General features: G+C 48.1%; 15 protein-coding genes and 1 other RNA gene. 12 read left to right on the top strand and 4 right to left on the bottom strand.

The window, feature by feature from the left end:
- Positions 1–184: 184 nt before the first annotated feature.
- The 4 genes from rnr (at position 185) to MHI42_RS19570 (ending at position 5400) form a co-directional block, all read left to right on the top strand.
- The gene (rnr, locus tag MHI42_RS19585; RefSeq protein ID WP_342424771.1) at positions 185–3190 is read left to right on the top strand and encodes a ribonuclease R; all 3006 of its coding nucleotides are present in this window, start codon (positions 185–187) and stop codon (positions 3188–3190) included.
- A gap of 223 nt (positions 3191–3413) precedes the next feature.
- Positions 3414–3893: an SsrA-binding protein SmpB gene (gene smpB, locus MHI42_RS19580; protein WP_039296783.1), complete on the top strand. Its 480-nt coding sequence runs from the start codon at positions 3414–3416 to the stop codon at positions 3891–3893.
- Between the two features lie 201 nt (positions 3894–4094).
- Positions 4095–4459: a transfer-messenger RNA gene (ssrA, locus tag MHI42_RS19575) on the top strand.
- A gap of 98 nt (positions 4460–4557) precedes the next feature.
- Positions 4558–5400, top strand: coding sequence for an Rpn family recombination-promoting nuclease/putative transposase (locus tag MHI42_RS19570; RefSeq protein ID WP_342420440.1), 843 nt, complete (start codon positions 4558–4560; stop codon positions 5398–5400).
- Positions 5401–6291: 891 nt separating this feature from the next.
- On the opposite strand, the gene MHI42_RS19565 is transcribed toward MHI42_RS19570, so the two are convergent.
- Positions 6292–7770 (bottom strand): DEAD/DEAH box helicase family protein, encoded by a 1479-nt coding sequence (locus MHI42_RS19565; protein ID WP_342420439.1) that lies wholly within the window; start codon positions 7768–7770, stop codon positions 6292–6294.
- An 8-nt stretch (positions 7771–7778) separates the two neighbouring features.
- On the bottom strand, positions 7779–8234 hold the full coding sequence (locus MHI42_RS19560; RefSeq protein ID WP_342420438.1) for a hypothetical protein: 456 nt from the start codon (positions 8232–8234) through the stop codon (positions 7779–7781).
- 91 nt (positions 8235–8325) lie between these two features.
- Here MHI42_RS19560 and MHI42_RS19555 point away from each other — a divergent pair, with 91 nt between their 5' ends.
- The 3 genes from MHI42_RS19555 (at position 8326) to MHI42_RS19545 (ending at position 9718) form a co-directional block, all read left to right on the top strand.
- On the top strand, positions 8326–8868 hold the full coding sequence (locus tag MHI42_RS19555) for a DUF6155 family protein (RefSeq protein ID WP_342420437.1): 543 nt from the start codon (positions 8326–8328) through the stop codon (positions 8866–8868).
- A gap of 84 nt (positions 8869–8952) precedes the next feature.
- A complete protein-coding gene (locus MHI42_RS19550; protein ID WP_038693014.1) occupies positions 8953–9150 on the top strand; it encodes a hypothetical protein in 198 nt (65 codons plus the stop codon).
- Positions 9143–9718: a zeta toxin family protein gene (locus MHI42_RS19545; RefSeq protein WP_342420436.1), complete on the top strand. Its 576-nt coding sequence runs from the start codon at positions 9143–9145 to the stop codon at positions 9716–9718. The genes MHI42_RS19550 and MHI42_RS19545 overlap by 8 nt, the downstream gene beginning before the upstream one ends.
- 204 nt (positions 9719–9922) lie before the next feature.
- Here the strand turns inward: MHI42_RS19545 and MHI42_RS19540 are convergent, their stop codons facing one another.
- On the bottom strand, positions 9923–10105 hold the full coding sequence (locus tag MHI42_RS19540) for a hypothetical protein (RefSeq protein WP_171720808.1): 183 nt from the start codon (positions 10103–10105) through the stop codon (positions 9923–9925).
- Between the two features lie 216 nt (positions 10106–10321).
- On the opposite strand from MHI42_RS19540, the gene MHI42_RS19535 reads away from it, so the two are divergent.
- From MHI42_RS19535 to MHI42_RS19520, 4 genes are all read left to right on the top strand, one after another.
- The gene (locus MHI42_RS19535; RefSeq protein WP_342420435.1) at positions 10322–10684 is read left to right on the top strand and encodes a DUF6809 family protein; all 363 of its coding nucleotides are present in this window, start codon (positions 10322–10324) and stop codon (positions 10682–10684) included.
- 56 nt (positions 10685–10740) lie between these two features.
- Positions 10741–10998: a hypothetical protein gene (locus MHI42_RS19530; RefSeq protein ID WP_342420434.1), complete on the top strand. Its 258-nt coding sequence runs from the start codon at positions 10741–10743 to the stop codon at positions 10996–10998.
- A 192-nt stretch (positions 10999–11190) separates the two neighbouring features.
- Positions 11191–11619 carry a VOC family protein gene (locus tag MHI42_RS19525; RefSeq protein WP_342424770.1) on the top strand — a complete coding sequence of 143 codons (429 nt, stop codon included), beginning with the start codon at positions 11191–11193 and terminating at the stop codon, positions 11617–11619.
- Between the two features lie 3 nt (positions 11620–11622).
- On the top strand, positions 11623–12540 hold the full coding sequence (locus MHI42_RS19520; protein WP_342420433.1) for a VOC family protein: 918 nt from the start codon (positions 11623–11625) through the stop codon (positions 12538–12540).
- A gap of 112 nt (positions 12541–12652) precedes the next feature.
- On the opposite strand, the gene MHI42_RS19515 is transcribed toward MHI42_RS19520, so the two are convergent.
- Positions 12653–14980 (bottom strand): helix-turn-helix domain-containing protein, encoded by a 2328-nt coding sequence (locus MHI42_RS19515; protein ID WP_342420432.1) that lies wholly within the window; start codon positions 14978–14980, stop codon positions 12653–12655.
- 253 nt (positions 14981–15233) lie between these two features.
- Between MHI42_RS19515 and MHI42_RS19510 the strand changes: the two genes are divergently transcribed.
- On the top strand, positions 15234–16172 hold the full coding sequence (locus MHI42_RS19510; RefSeq protein ID WP_342420431.1) for an ABC transporter permease subunit: 939 nt from the start codon (positions 15234–15236) through the stop codon (positions 16170–16172).
- The last annotated feature ends 4 nt before the right edge of the window (positions 16173–16176 follow it).

The raw sequence follows: 16176 nt of genomic DNA, 5'->3' as shown, positions 1-16176 counted from the left end.
GCTTTTTTGTATGCAGATTTGAGTGTTTGCACATCATAACAGGGATGCCCGGGATTGATTTCGTGTATACTAGGGTATGAAGTATATAAAGGTAAATTTTACTTGGATTTATTAGATGTGGGATAGGACAAGACATACATATATGCCAGCGGCATGAATGCTGCGGAGGGCCGAGGTGACGAAGATGATAACACAAGAAATTCTACTTGATTTCATGCGGGAGACCGCTTATAAACCACTGACTTATGAAGAACTGGTGAGCCATTTCGCAATTGAGGATAGCGAGGCATTCAAAGCTTTTGAGAGCCTGCTGATTGAGCTGGAAAAGGACGGCCGGATTATTCTGACCCGGGGTAGCCGTTATGGCGTGCCGGAACGGATGGATCTGCTGCGCGGACGGCTGCAAGCCCATGCGAAGGGTTTTGCTTTTCTGATACCTGATGACCGTGATCATCCCGATGTATACATCCATGCCAATGATCTGAAGGGTGCAATGAACGGTGACATCGTATTGATCCGCATTACCTCGAAGAGCCCGTCTGGCGGGCGTATGGAAGGCGAAGTAGAGCGGATTCTGATCAGAGGCGTGTCGCAGACGGTTGGCGTATTCCAGAGCCTGGAGACGTATGGCTTCGTGCTGCCTGATGATAAGCGGATTAACCGGGATATCTTCATTCCGAAGCAGTCCTTCAAGGGAGCGGTTGACGGGGAAAAGGTTGTTGTCCGCATTGTGAACTATCCGGAAGGCCGTGCTGCGGCTGAAGGTGAAATTATCGAGATCCTCGGTCATAAGGATGACCCGGGCGTGGATATTCTGTCGGTTATCCGCAAGCATCAGCTGCCGGAGGCTTTTCCGGCTGAGGTGATGACGGAAGCGGAGCAGGCACCCGATTCCATTACCGACGAGGAGATTATCCAGCAAGGCCGCCGCGATCTGCGCGGACTGAACATTGTGACCATTGACGGCGCGGATGCCAAGGACCTGGATGATGCGGTGAACGTTGAGCGTCTGGAGAACGGGCATTATAAGCTGGGCGTTCATATCGCCGATGTAGGCTATTATGTGCGCGAAGGCTCCGAGCTGGATAAAGAAGCTTATGACCGCGGCTGCAGCGTGTATCTGGTTGACCGGGTCATTCCCATGCTGCCGCACCGGCTGTCGAATGGGATCTGCAGCTTGAACCCGCAGGTAGACCGGCTGACGATGTCCTGTGAAATGGAATTCGACGAGCACATGAAGGTTGTGAAGCATGATGTGTTCACGAGTGTGATCCGTACCAAGGAGAGAATGACATACTCCGATGTACGCAAAATTGTTGAAGATGAAGATCCTGAGCTGCTGGAGCGCTACGCTCCGCTGATCGGTGATTTCCGCCTGATGAAGGAAATTGCGATGAAGCTGCGCGATGCCCGTATGCGGCGCGGAGCTGTTGACTTCGACTTTGAAGAAAGCAAAATCATCGTGGATGAAGCGGGTAAGGCTATCGATATTGTGAAGCGTGAGCGTTCCGTGGCGGAGCAGATTATCGAGGAATTCATGCTCGCGGCTAATGAGACTGTAGCGGAGCACTTCCACTGGTTGAAGGTGCCGTTCCTGTACCGGATTCATGAAGATCCGGACCCGGAGAAGCTGCAGAATTTCATGGCCTTCGCCGCTAACTTCGGCTACCACGTCAAGGGTCGCGGCAATTCCGTTCATCCGCGTGCGCTGCAGGATCTGCTGGAGCAGATTCAAGGCACCAAAGAGCAGACGGTGATCAGCACGATGATGCTGCGCTCCATGAAGCAGGCGAAATATGATGCCGAGAGTACAGGCCACTTCGGACTGGCGGCAGAATTCTATTCCCACTTCACCTCACCGATCCGCCGTTATCCCGACCTTGTCATTCACCGCGTCATGCGTGAGGTGCTTGAGAATGGCGGAGCTCTGACCGAGAAACGTCATGAGTATCTGGCTTCGCGGATGCCGGATATCGCCCAGCAGTCCTCCGAACGCGAGCGTGTAGCGGTAGAGGCTGAACGTGACACTGAGCAGCTGAAGAAAGCGGAGTTCATGCAGGATAAGGTAGGCGAAGAATTCGATGCAATGATCAGCAGCGTGACCAGCTTCGGAATGTTCATCGAGCTGGATAACACCGTGGAAGGTCTGATCCGCCTCAGCGCGCTGAGCGATGATTATTACCACTTCGATGAAGCGCACATGGCCCTTATCGGTGAGCGTACCTCCAAAGTGTTCCGCATCGGTGACGAGGTGAAGATCCGTGTGGCCAAGGTCAACATGGACGATCATACGATCGACTTCGAACTGGTTGATATGAAGCCACGCGCGGCTGGCGACCACCGGAACTACGGCGGACGCGGCGGCAAGGGCGGACGCCCTGGTGCCGGCGGCGCCAGCAAGCCGTTCGCAGGTAAGGCCGGCGGTGCGGGCAAGGGCCGTAAAGGCAAGCCAGGCAGCGCAGCTACCGGTGCGGGTAAAGGCGGCGCTGGGAAGGGCAAGAACGGCGGTGCAGCTGCCGGTGCGGCTGGATTCGGCGCCAAAGGTAAAGGCAAGAGCGGCAGCGCTGGCGCCGGTGTCTTTGGCGGGGCAGTTAAGGGCGGCGCCGCTGAGGCTGGCGCTGGTGAAGAGCCGCGCGCAGGCGTAGCGCCGGCTGAAGATGGCGGCGCAGCAAGCGGCCGTAAGCGCGGCCGCGGGCCGGAAGCGGCAGCGCGGCGTGCACTTGCCGCCGCCTCCGCAGCGGGCGGCGCTGCGAAGGCGGACCGCCGGGGCGAAGCCGGCGGTTCGGGTGCCCCGCGCGAGCGTGAGCGCGGCAGAGGCCGCGGCGGAGACGGTGGAGGCAGTGCCGGGGGACGCGGCATTGCCTTCGGCTTCGGCTCCGGCAAGGGCGGCTACGGCGCGCCAAGCGGGGGCGGAGCCGAGCAGGCGGGCGGTGAGCTGCGCGGCGTGGACGCGAGCACACGGTTCCGCAGCCGCGAGGACCTCGGCAGCGGCTTCGGAAGCGAAGGCAACGGCGCGGCGCCGGAGGGCAAGAGCCGCCGCAAGAAGAAGAAAGGCGGCGTCTTCATCGGCACTTCTGTGACTCCAGGCAACGTGGAGACCACTAATCCGGCACCGGCAGGCGCTGGCGACAAGAGCGGTAATCCGGAGGGCGGCGGCCGCAGAAAGCGGAAGAAGAAACCTCAGGCCTAGGCTGAATTAATAGAGGGCACTGTTCCTTTAGGGGGACAGTGCTTTTTTAGAATATAAGTAATTCTATTCAACTGAAACGTAGCACTTCCTGACACCCATATGTCAAAATGATTGCTGCGGGATAGGGTGATCCTTCCTTGCGCTGCCTGCTTGGCTTTTGATACAATATAGACCTGGTGTCCGTTCATAAGAGGCCGGGAATTCGATTCAAGGAGTGACTTTCATGGGTAAAAAAGCAGACGGGAAAGTGCTTGCCCAGAACAAAAAAGCTTCCCATGATTATTTTATTGAGGATACGTATGAAGCGGGTTTGGTTCTGACGGGTACAGAGATCAAATCGCTGCGTAACGGCCGCGCTAATATCGGGGACGCTTTTGCTACCATCCGTAATGGTGAGATTCATATTCACAATATGCATATCAGCCCTTTCGAACAAGGGAACCGTGCCAATCCTACCGATCCGACACGTACACGTAAGCTGCTCATGCACAAGGAACAGATTCACAAGCTGCTGGGCTCGTCCAAGCGCGATGGTTTCACAATTGTGCCGCTGAAGATTTACGTACGCAATGGTTACGCGAAGCTGCTCATCGGTCTTGGTAAAGGTAAGAAGGAATACGACAAGCGGGATTCCGCCGCGAAGCGTGATGCTCAGCGTGATATCCAGCGTGTGCTGCGCGACAAGCAGAAGATCGCCCGCTAGACTGGTAACCACCTTGCGCCCAATTGTTCCAGATTCGACCTTCAATTCCTTTAACCTACGTGTTAAAGTGTTGATAAATGTGCTATACTGTGTAAGTAAACTTATTGCTTCTGAACAGCCATCTTGATCAAGATAGCTGTGAACCGGATCAGCATTTATGCTTGTCATTGATCCGTTAATCCGAAGCGCCCTTTCTAATGAGGGGCCGTTCTTGGATTCGACGGGGATAGTTCGAGCATGAGTAGCGAGTAGTGGGGACGCGTCCGCTTCATCAACGCTAAAGCCTATTAAACGGCAAACAACAAAACAACTACGCTTTCGCAGCCTAAGAAACTGTGCGCGTGCTTCTACCCTGCATCGCCCATGTGACAGGGATAGGGGCTAACAAGTAGTGGGATACACTGTCTCATCTCCGCCTGCGGTGAGCTGAAGAAGACAATCAGGCTGACCCAACGTATAGCCGGTTACGGGGCGATACTCGGGTGACATCAAAACTGTGACTACACTCGTAGAAGCTTATGTGCCGTTATCTTCGGACAGGGGTTCGACTCCCCTCGGCTCCATATGGAGTATCAGTGAAAGACACCTTTAGGGGTGTCTTTTTTCGTTTTTAGTTATTTACTTCAAAGCTCTGTTTCCTTGAAAGATGATATAATAACAATGAATGGAGATGATGCCGATGGATTTGCTTGACCCGCGTGTGGATTTCGTATTCAAACGGATATTTGGCAGCGAAAACAATAAGGATGTGCTGCTGGCGTTTCTCAACCGCATTTTCACCGAAGCTGGTGAGCCGCCGCTGACTGAGATCATTCTGATGAATCCTTATACGGATAAAGACGATCCACTCGACAAACAATCCATTTTTGATGTTTACGCCAAGACCTCTGAAGGTAAACTGATTGATATAGAGATGCAACTGTTTAATAAGTACGACATAGAGAAAAGAACGCTTTTTTATTGGAGCAAACGGTATGCAAGTCAACTCAGTGAGGGCGAGAAGTATCCAGAGCTTGAGAAGTGCGTAACGATTAACATTCTAAACTATGCGTTCTTGAAGAATGAGCAATATCATAACGTATTTCATCTGCGGGAAGACCGGACAGGGATATCCTTGATTGACGACATAGAGGTTCATTTCTTGGAATTGCCGAAGCTGGATGATCGTAGTATTCCGTCTGAAGGCGGACTGATCAATTGGTTACTGTTTCTGAAAGGTGCCGATACATCACAATGGGAGGTGCTGAAGATGAATGAGCCAGGATTGGAGAAGGCAATGGATACCCTGCAATATTTGAGTCAGGATTCCGAGGCCAGACGGTTGTATGAGGCTAGACAGAAGTATTTGCATGATGAAGCGTCCATGGTTGAAGGGGCAAAGTCTGCTGGGATTATCGAGGGTAAGCTTCAAGTGGCTCGCAACTTGCTGGCAATGGGGATGGATTATGCAGTTGTAGCTAAGGCGACAGGGCTTAGAGAAGATGAAATCAAGTCTATCAAGCTTTAATATGTTGCCTGTTTAGTGATAGAAGTTTCATCAACGCTAAAGCCTATTAAACGGCAAACAACAAAACAACTACGCTTTCGCAGCCTAAGAAACTGTGTGCGTGCTTCTACCCTGCATCGCCCATGTGACAGGGATAGGGGCTAACAAGTAGTGGGATACGCTGTCTCATCTCCGCTTGCGGTGAGCTGAAGAAGACAACCAGGCTGACCCAACGTATAGCCGGTTACGGGGCGATACTCGGGTGACATCAAAACTGTGACTACACTCGTAGAAGCTTATGTGCCGTTATCTTCGGACAGGGGGGCGGGCTCCCCTCGGCTCCATATGGAGTATCAGTGAAAGACACCTTAAGGGGTGTCTTTTTTCATTTATAATGATTGTTTTATGCTGATAATAGAAGGCTACTAGGTTAACGGAGCAGGGGATCAATGCTTTGAGAAAGAAAAAACGCAGGAGCATCCTATGAGCGGATGCTCCCGTTTGATCTTTTGTAGATGTCTTGTGATTCGGTTATTAATTTTCCTATTGACAGGAGCTTAAACTGACGTTCTTTGTTGGGATATAAACAACTAGTTAAGCATGCCCACTCTATTTTGAAGCACTTTCCTACAACTCCGCCCCCCGATACTCCATCCTCCGATACCCCTTCACTCGTTTCTTGAACATCGCCATTAACATTGGAACCTGAAGGTCAATATAATCATATATTTTCACTTCTTCTTTATTCGCATGACTCCGGTGCAGGCGGCCTGCATATTGCTGTAAGGTGCCTGTCCAGGAGATGGGATGGACCAGGAACAAGGTGTCCAGTCTGGCGTCATCGAAGCCTTCACCGATTAGCTTACCCGTAGCGATAACTACACGCTCTTGATCATCTGGAATAGAAGCAATTTAGGCGCGTAGAGCTTCTCTTTGCTTTTTTCCCATTCCGCCTCTCAGCACAATTACGTTTTTGGCAAAAGACTGTAATCTCTCTGCAAAATATTCAGCATGAGCGGTCCGTTCAACCAGAAGCAGTGGAGAGCGTCCTTCATCTAAGCAGGTTAACAAATCGTCAAAAATCAGCGTGTTACGCTCCTCATTGTCTACAAGCTGCTGATAGATGTCCTGAATTCCGGCAACCTGTTCCCCTGACTTGATCTGAAAGTGAGTATAACGGGGGACCACCCTTAATGAAAATCCTCTGGAGCTGCTTAATGCTTTGGCATCCACCTTTAATAGCACAGGTCCAAGCTGGAACCGTACAATGGCTTCCTGTCCGTCCTGACGTTTAGGGGTGGCTGTTAAGCCAAATACATACTTTGCTTTGACTTCCCGCAGAACCTGTTCGAAGCTGTAGGCTGATACGTGGTGACATTCATCCACAATCACCTGACCGTATTCACTAACGAAGGGCTTAACATTCCCTTTATAGTTGAGGCTCTGAATGACAGCGATGTCGATGATGCCGGTTCGTTTATTTTTACCGCCGCCAATCGTACCGATTGCTTGTTTAGGAACTTCAAGAAAGGTTTGCAAACGTTCCTGCCATTGCTCCATAAGCTCCCGGCGGTGAACCAGAATAAGGGTATTTGTCTTTCTTGAAGCGATAATGCTGGCTGCTACGACAGTTTTGCCAAAAGCGGTTGCCGCCGAGAGCACGCCTATATCCCGGCTTAGAATCGCTCTGGCTGCTGTATCTTGGAGAGTGGTCAGCGTACCGGTGAACTCTGCCTCTATTGAGGTTCCAGGCGAACGTTGATCCTTAAGAGATACCTTGACCTGATTATGCTCGAAAAAAGATAACAAATCCGGCAAGCATCCCCTTGGCAGAACTACATAATTCTCCAGATCCTCTGCGCATGAGATGACCCGGGGTTTACCGTAGGTGGAGAGCCGCATCGCTTGGGTTTTATAAAAATCAGGGTTGGAGAAAGAAGCTATTTTGATCAGAGCATGAATTGCTCTTGAGGGAAGTCCGGACTTGAGGATATAAAGGCGATCCGATTGCAGAATCTGTATTTCAGCAGGCAAAGGTTCCATTAGAACCTCTTCTATCTGAGTCGGGTTCTCTTGTAACAAGATTAATCCATCTGCGTCGTGGTCTGATCCCGTATTAATTCTGTCATTGCTAAAAAGTCCACGCTCCCCGTGCTTGTATATAAATTGCTTCACCTGGTCTTCGCCCATCTTGTCCAGTTCGGATAATATACCCCATTGATCAGCATAGGGCTCAAAGTGCTCATCAACAAAGACACTGTTTCCTTGTTTACGCGGTCCCCCTTGAAGGGGGAGGGCAATGAGGTTGCCGAAACCGCCTTTGGGCAGTGTATCCTGATTGGGAAACAGGCGGTCATAGGATTCCATGCCGATCTGATATCTGTTGTTCATGGTTAGGCTCACAGCATGGGATAGATACCAATCGTCCGGTCTTGCCTTGCATCTAAATGGGCTGACAGCACCTCGCTTGTAAGGGGCATGAAGTTCTGGTGTTTGCAAACGGAGCATTTCACTCTAGGTTTCTCGCAAACGGAAGTCCATTCATTGGCGCAAGCGGGCGAGTACCCGGACTTGCCTTGTTTATTGCTCCAGCGAATCGGATAAACATCGTCTCTGCCGCGAAAACAACTTTTATACAGGGCGAGCTTATCCTCTACGGTGGAGTACTGGTGGACATTAGTTTCTCCAACAGTAGTCTCTTTGCTTTCGCTTACCAGTGCGGTGGAATAAGTGGTTTTCTGTTCATTAGTACTTGTTGTATTTTCATCTAGTAGACTTCTCAACCGGGTGACTTCCAGCTTAAGTTCCTCAATATGCGCCAGAGCTGCGTTATATTTGTCCTCGATATTGTCCATTGATTGGTCCTCGCGTTTTATTTATATTATACCTTGTAAGTTGCTGAGTAATAATATTGGGGACTATAACCGGATTAAGGAGATCATAGTAATGCTGAAATTAAGTAACTCAACCATTAAAAAGCATTTAAAGAATCTAACGAGGGAAGAGCTTGAGGCTGAAATCTTGAATATGACCAAGATATATCCGATCATTCAGGAGCACTATTTTTCAATACTATTTCCTGATAGTGAGGAAGTCTTAGACAAGTACAAGAAAATTATTGAGAAGGAATTCGTCCACAAGGGAGAGATTCTGCGATACCAGATTATGAAGCAAGCAATAAAAGACTTTAGTAATGTCTCAACAAATAAGGGGCAAATTGCAGAGCTAATGATTTTTACAGTGGAATGTGGAGTAGACTTTACGCTTTTATATGGAGACATAGATGATGAAAAATTCTATCGTACTATTTCAAGTATATTTGAACAGGCTTTAAAGTATATTGTGGACAATCAATTAGAAGAAGAGTTTGTAGATCTATGCAACGAACTGACGCGAAGCAGTCAGAGCATTGGCTGGGGGTTCGGAGATGGGATGATGGAGTTGTATAGCGATTATTTAGGATACCTGGATGAAGAAGACCTTGAATAGCGTATACGGACGAATTATTTAACCGTAAGGATTGTGTTATAATATTATAAAATAAATTCGGAATCCGAGCGAGGTGTTATCCTAATGCTGCCCCAAAGAGAAGAATTGCAACGGTTATTGAAAAAGGCCAATCAGCATGCAGTAGCAGAGGCCAAAAAGGCTGGAGCCTCCATTTATTATATAAAAGATGGCAAACGGATACGTGAAGATGCCACTGGGCAAAAATTCGAGATTACTTACGATGTAGCCGGAAATCGCACTGAGCTTGTTAGTCATGACTGATTGGGAGTCTGTAATGACGGTTTTTGCTGGCACTAATGGAGCCGGGAAAAGCACAATCAGTTTTCAAATGAGGGATTATGTTGGAACCATTATTGATCCTGACCAGATCGCCAAAAGGATTAAGCCGGAGGATCCCAGAAGTGTCGACCTGTCTGCCGGACGAGAAGCTGTAAAGCAAATAAGGAAATTAATCAGGCGGAAGGAAAATTTTGCTATAGAAACTACTCTGTCGGGGAGTTTTGTTTTACGTCATATGAAGGCAGCTAAGGAACAAGGTTATAAAGTCGTCATGTATTATATTGGTTTGCAGGATGTGCAAATGCATATTGATCGGGTAGCTTCAAGAGTGGAGCAGGGAGGGCACTGGATTGCGGAAGAAGATATCCGGTGGAGATATGGCCAATCTTTAAGTAACCTGATGCCTGCCATGGAGATTTCAGATGAAGTCACCATTATCGACAACACCAGTGAACCTGAAGTTGTGGCGGAAATTAAACGTTCACACATTAGCTTTTGCCGAGATGAGATTCCTGTGTGGGCCAGGGGAGCTTTGGAATTGTACTTGTAATTCCAGCAGCAACCCCCGCCGAATTGTGGCTCTGCAAGTCCACACCTCAGTTTCTAAAATCCCTTTCCCACCAAGGGGTTAAGGCCCTTTTTGGGAAAGGGGTTCTACACGGATTAATAGAAGAAAGATATAGTCATTCATAAAATGAACCCGTAATCTTAAACCATAAGGTTTGAAGATACGGGTTCATTTAATTTATATAGCTTACCCAGTATTCTTTTCTGGATAGCACCATTTACAGCCATTATATCCTTGAGCAAAGTAAAACGGGGCATTGTCTGTATCGATTCTATGTTGGGGTTTGATTTCATTAATTCTGCAGCGTGACTCTACTTTAGCGGTTTTGTGAACTTCCTTTGTATTGGTATTCACTATATAAGTCGCCATAGTACACCTCCCTTCAAATGTATTTTACTGTGCTAAAGCCAATAAAACAAGAACATTTGTTCTTTTTTTATTTGTTGCCTTGTTATATATAATAATCAGCTACCTGTCACTGTTTGTTGTTTTAAATCTAGTAAATAGGAAACACTAGTATTGTAGATTTGAAAGGGGGAATAAGGAATGGGAGTTTGTCGTATATCAATGGTAAGGATGGACACAGTGGGAAAGCATTTTCCGAAGAAAAGAGAGACGTTGTCTGAATATGCAGCACTAGAAAACGCCTATCTTGATGGAATGAGAGAAATACTGAGCGAGGTGGCTGCTAGAAGACATCTTGAATTATGGGGAATGCGTTCTAACAATCCTCATATCAGAAAAGCTAACGATGATTCATCTTATGCAATCGAGTGCCTGCACAGTAGTTTAAACGAGAATCAACGTGAATTGTACGGATTCATGGAAGAGGCTATGAACGCAGAACAGGGTCTCGAAGAAGAGGAAGCTTTTGTAGTCGGATTTTTGGAGGGATACCGCTTTATAAAAGAGCTCCAAAGATCGGGTGGAGGTCTGACTCTGGTTTAGAAGATACCACCTGATATGCTATAATAATAGTAATTATTCAACCGGAGGTGTCCAAGATGCGGTGGGATGAAGTTCAGGAGCGTTTTCCTAATGAATGGGTCGTTCTTGAGGCGACTAAGGCCTATTCTAAGGAAGGCCAGCGATTTATTGAAGAAATGTCCGTGATCGACTCCTATGAGGATTCTACCAAAGCATTGAAGCGGTATAGTGAACTGCACCAGGGTGACCCTCACAGAGAGTATTGTTTCTTTCACACCTCCCGTCCTGAGGTTGTGGCGCGAGAACGATATCGCTATGAAAGAGTGATCAAATAGCTGAATCGCCCATCTAAATTATAGTTCGAGTAGATCACAGTTCGGCTCAGAGAGTTCCTTAGGGAACTCTTTTTTCATGTTTTCAGCAAAATAAAAATAAGATCATACGTTCGTAAAAAGTCGTTTATTTTGTTCGAATTTGGTGTATAATAAGGCTGACTGTTAAGCTTATTCCAAAGGGGATGAAGAATGATGTCAATCAGTTTGAACCCCTATTTTGTTTTTAACGGAAACACAAGAGAAGCGGTTTACTTTTATGAAAAAGCGCTACATGGCAGCGTAGTCGCAATCACGACGTTCGGAGACCTGCCGGAAGATCCGGAGCATCCGCTGACCGATGAGATGAAAACGCTTGTGATGCATGCGCATCTGAAGGTCGGTAATGCAGATCTCATGTTCTCCGATACTTTTCCGGGCACGTCGCATCAGGCGGACGGGGATACGGTTCAGATTGCCATTCATCCTACAGAAGAGGCAGACGCACGGGGGATTTTTGCTGCACTGGAAGACGGCGGTCAAGTGGTCATGCCTCTGCAGAAGACGGATTGGAGCCCTTTGTATGGGATTGTGAAGGACAAGTTCGGCGTTACTTTTCAAGTGAATGTCCCCGGGGAGGAATAACTTGTGGCAAACATCAATCAGAGAATCATTCCGCATATATGGTATGACAAGGAGGCGGTAGAAGCTGCCCATTTTTACGCTTCTGTGTTCCCGGACTCCAAAGTTACGAGTGTTACAACACTTCATGACACACCGTCAGGCGACTGCGATCAGGTTTCTTTTGAAATTTGGGGGCAGAAGTTTATGGCGATCAGTGCAGGGCCGTATTTTAAGCTGAATCCGTCTGTGTCCTTCTTCGTTAATTTTGATCCCTCACGCGACAAGGACGCAGAGAAGAAAATTGATGAGGTGTGGGACAAGTTATCCGAAGGCGGTATGGCCTTGATGCCGCTTGATAAATATCCGTTCAGTGAGCGGTTTGGCTGGATTCAGGATAAGTATGGTGTGTCATGGCAGCTGATTCTTACGAATCCGGAAGGTGAAGAGCGGCCTGCTATTATACCGTCATTTATGTTCATCGGTAATAACTGCGGCAAGGCGGAAGAGGCGATGACTTTCTACTTATCCGTCTTTAAGGATTCACGGCAGGGCACAATTGCCCGCTACCCTGAAGGCCCGGGGCCTGCCCAGGAAGGAACGATTATGTTCGCTGACTTCATGCTGGAGAATCAGTGGTTCACCGCAATGGATAGTGCGCATGATCATAAATTCAGCTTCAACGAAGCCATCTCCTTCATGGTGAAATGCGACTCGCAAGAGGAGATTGATTCCTATTGGGAGCAGCTTTCTGCGGTTTCTGAAGCTGAGCAATGCGGCTGGCTGAATGATAAGTATGGCGTGTCCTGGCAGATTGTTCCGGCTGCAATGGACGAGATGATGGAGAAGGGTACGCCGGAGCAGCTTGCGCGTGTTACAGAGGCGTTTCTTAAGATGAAGAAATTTGAGCTTGCGGAATTGCATAAGGCTTATAAGGGCGAATGAGTGCATAACCCTTATTCTGTGCCAGGGGATTTGCTGTAACGTGTTGCTTCAGTAATGTGATAAAAGCGATGAGGGTTGTTACCCCCATCGCTTTTTTGTCGCAGCTGCATTCTTATTTCTCAATGCTATTACCACCTCTATACTTCTTCCGGTATTGGGCCGGTGTCATTGCGTACACCTTTTTGAAGCTGGAATAAAACGTGTTAAGCGACGAAAATCCGAAATTTTGGACGATGGGCTCAATCGGCGAGTCGGAGGCAATGAGCTCCTGACAGATGAAGCTTAGGCGCTTCTCCGAGATTTTGTCCGTAATGGACTGGTTTGTCTCCGCTTTATATAAACTGCGGAAATAATTAACGGATAACCCCAAATGATCAGCAAGCATTTTTGCGGACAAGTTCGGATCGGTTAATTGTTCTTCAATGAACCGGTCCGCCTGCTCGATCAGAGTCACATTCTTGGACAGCCCGCGGGCAGCTACAATGTCTTCGAGTGTCTTGGTGACCAAGGCTTCCATCCATGGCACCACCTTGTCCATCGTCTCCTGCTGAATAATCTGTTTCTCAATAGAAGTCAGTCCCCATGAACTGGGCAGAGGCTGAGCGGAATGCTCCTGCATGAGCCGGCGTATATCCATAAACAAGGTAATTAACGACATCTTACATTCAAAATAGGGCATTTCCCGCAGCTTGACTACGGCTGAGCGTATGACTTCCAGAACCGTATCTGCATTCCCCTTGGGAAGAGCCTGAGCGATCTGCCGCTCTTTGTTCGCAGGCAGATGGTACAGTTCTCCTGGCGCATCGGGCAGCCATTCCTTCACGATGAGCGATCTGTGTCCGAACCTGAACCGTTCCTGCGTCAGTTCATACGTCTCCATATATCTCTCATGCATGTCGGTCAGGCCGGGCAGCGTCCTGCCCCAGGCGACAGTCGTTCCAACTGACAAATACTGCTCTATTAACTGTTGGGAGCCTTGCAGCTTCCTCGCATATTCTTCGGACAAGGGGGCGGATAGGACAACTGCCAGGTGATCGTCACCCATATCCACCGTTTGCAGCTTGTGCTTGGACGATTGCAGCGACTCTTGAATAATATTGGACATGGCGAACCGGAGCAGACGCCGGTCCTTCTCCGGGTAGGTCTCCGAGAATTCCGAGAAGTGGTCAATCCGGAAGATGGCCACCGACAGCTGATCTACCGGCAGATCAATGCCCCACTCCAGAAATTGAGAACCTATCTCCTCTGCTGAATGGTAAGTCTCCCCCAGAAAATCCCGTAAAAACCTCTCTCTGCCCAAAAATTTATTAAGCCGCCATTGCTCGGTCAGTTCGTTAATCTGATTATGCTGGGCTATAAACACATTGGATAAGTAGTCCAGTTCATATGTGCTGTATCCCAGACCAGGCTTTTCCGCTTGATGCTGCCGCATTACTCTGGTAATCAGTTCTTGAATGGGCGAGTATACCCGTTTGGAGATCAGCACGATAACGGTCCAGGAGGCTGCGAACAGGGCAATGAACAAGCTCAGGCTAGTGTTGCGAAGAACCGTAATTTTATCCAAAATGACAGACTTCGGTATTGTTTCGATAAAGGTCCAATCCTGGATTCCTTTGATGGAGATGCCTGCGTAAACCATTAGCTGTTCTCCCTGAGCCCGGGGATGAAAGAGCTTCCATCCGCTCTCGCCCTTAATCACGTGGCTTCTGAGCTCCGCAGTTTGTTCCTGATTCAAAGAAGTGCTGCTAAAAACCGTCTCCTCCCGGTCATTCAGAACCGCAACTGACCTGTCGCCATCCTTCGAATTGTCCTGAAGCAGGGTCATGAGATTATCTGTATCTACATTCATAACGAAAGCGGAAATAGAACTGCCTCTTTCGTAAAATCTTATGATGGTCATCACCTCTTTGGGCGTATTCCCGGTAAGAGGCAGGGACAAGGTTCTGGGAATGAGCACGCTATGGTTCGCCGTAACCGGATCCTGTAAACGCTTAATAATATCCTGATCGTAGAAAGTTTCCGCATCATTTAATCCAAGTCTGGAATCAACAACCGTATTCGTGTAATCGTTAATGAGGTATACCGAATCGATAGACGGATTGGCGTTCTTGATGTCCATAAGCCGGCTCCATACCTCAAAAGTCTCAAAATCGCTGTACTGATCTGAAAGGGCATATACCTTGAGGGCGCTGTCATCACTGGAGGAGAAGCTAAATTCCAGGGCCCATTCCATCAGCCGTGCGGTGTTCTGGGCGCTGTTTACCAGCAAGGATTCGGAATGATCGCCGATCTCTTCCAGAAGCGTCTTGGAGGACTGCCAATAGAGCAGCGCAAATGATATACCCAGCACCAGTACGTTTGCACTGACGAAATAAAAAATAAGCTTCATATAAGTAGGATGCTGCTTCAGCGATGCGAGGAGTGGACGTCTGAATTTCATTGCTGGAACCTCCGTAATCATAACTGCCGAGCTCATAAATTGTAGATTTATTATAGCATACCGATTATTTTCGTCTTCAGAATCGTTTGTTTTCGCAATAGTGTTGTTTTTGGGAAGTTTGTAAATCTGCGCTTGCAGGAAGGATTAGAGCTTTTCGGAATTGCCGTAGCAGTGAGGGCTTGATAAGGTGACGGCATAGATAACGGCGTGCTAATGCAATTGCCGGTCTTGATGAAAGGGGGGATATAAAAAGATGCAATACCCAATTAACGCCAGTAAAAAGTCAAAACTGAAGCATATTGTCCGAAATCCTTTTCTTTATGTTATGGCCGTGCCGGGGTTGTTGTTTTTTCTAGTGTTCAGTTATTTTCCCATATACGGGATTATGATTGCCTTCAAAGACTATAATTTCGCCAAGGGGATCACAGGAAGTGATTGGGTCGGTTTTAAAAATTTCGATTACTTTTTTACTTCAGGTGATTTCTGGACCATTCTGCGCAATACGCTGGTGTTGAACATACTGTTCATTTTCTTTACTACAGCCGCAGCCGTTTTGATTGCACTTATGTTCAACGAAATCCGCAATAAGTATTTCAAACGAATATCGCAGTCATTCATTTTTCTTCCTTATTTTATGTCTTGGATTGTGATCGGAATGATTGTCCAATCCTTATTCGGTGGGGAAGAGCCGATGGTGAATAACTGGCTGCAAAATATCGGTATGGAGCCGGTCAACTGGATGTTTGAGTCGAAGCTTTGGCCGTACATTCTGACGGTTATCCGTGTATGGCAAGGAGCCGGTTATCTTTCGATTATTTTTCTGGCCGCGATTACAGGCATATCGGAGGATTTGTACGAGGCTGCCCGGATTGACGGGGCATCCAAGCTGCAGATTGTAATGCGTATTACGCTGCCGCTGCTCGTTCCTACCATCATGATCATGACCTTATTGGCCGTAGGCAAGATTTTCAATGGCGATTTTGCTATGATCTATGCCATCATTGGAGACAACTCATCGCTCTATCCGACTACCGATGTCATTGATACCTTCGTCTTCCGCTCCATGAGACAGTTGCATGACTTCGGCATGTCTTCGGCAGTCGGCCTGTTCCAATCGGTGATGGGTCTGGTATTCGTCATTGCTGCCAACTGGGTAACCCGAAGGGTGTCTAAAGAATCTGCTTTATTCTAGGAGA

This window comes from Paenibacillus sp. FSL E2-0178, assembly GCF_038593005.1.
GTDB classification, from domain to species: domain Bacteria; phylum Bacillota; class Bacilli; order Paenibacillales; family Paenibacillaceae; genus Paenibacillus_AQ; species Paenibacillus_AQ phytohabitans.
This window is presented reverse-complemented; position numbering and strand designations above follow the sequence as displayed.

Bases quoted from the DNA above. Each gene is read 5' to 3' on its own strand.
- rnr (WP_342424771.1), top strand. From the start codon at position 185: ATGATAACACAAGAAATTCTACTTGATTTCATGCGGGAGACCGCTTAT.
- smpB (WP_039296783.1), top strand. From the start codon at position 3,414: ATGGGTAAAAAAGCAGACGGGAAAGTGCTTGCCCAGAACAAAAAAGCT.
- MHI42_RS19570 (WP_342420440.1), top strand. From the start codon at position 4,558: ATGGAGATGATGCCGATGGATTTGCTTGACCCGCGTGTGGATTTCGTA.
- MHI42_RS19565 (WP_342420439.1), bottom strand. From the start codon at position 7,770: ATGAACAACAGATATCAGATCGGCATGGAATCCTATGACCGCCTGTTT.
- MHI42_RS19560 (WP_342420438.1), bottom strand. From the start codon at position 8,234: ATGGACAATATCGAGGACAAATATAACGCAGCTCTGGCGCATATTGAG.
- MHI42_RS19555 (WP_342420437.1), top strand. From the start codon at position 8,326: ATGCTGAAATTAAGTAACTCAACCATTAAAAAGCATTTAAAGAATCTA.
- MHI42_RS19550 (WP_038693014.1), top strand. From the start codon at position 8,953: ATGCTGCCCCAAAGAGAAGAATTGCAACGGTTATTGAAAAAGGCCAAT.
- MHI42_RS19545 (WP_342420436.1), top strand. From the start codon at position 9,143: ATGACTGATTGGGAGTCTGTAATGACGGTTTTTGCTGGCACTAATGGA.
- MHI42_RS19540 (WP_171720808.1), bottom strand. From the start codon at position 10,105: ATGGCGACTTATATAGTGAATACCAATACAAAGGAAGTTCACAAAACC.
- MHI42_RS19530 (WP_342420434.1), top strand. From the start codon at position 10,741: ATGCGGTGGGATGAAGTTCAGGAGCGTTTTCCTAATGAATGGGTCGTT.
- MHI42_RS19525 (WP_342424770.1), top strand. From the start codon at position 11,191: ATGTCAATCAGTTTGAACCCCTATTTTGTTTTTAACGGAAACACAAGA.
- MHI42_RS19515 (WP_342420432.1), bottom strand. From the start codon at position 14,980: ATGAAATTCAGACGTCCACTCCTCGCATCGCTGAAGCAGCATCCTACT.
- MHI42_RS19510 (WP_342420431.1), top strand. From the start codon at position 15,234: ATGCAATACCCAATTAACGCCAGTAAAAAGTCAAAACTGAAGCATATT.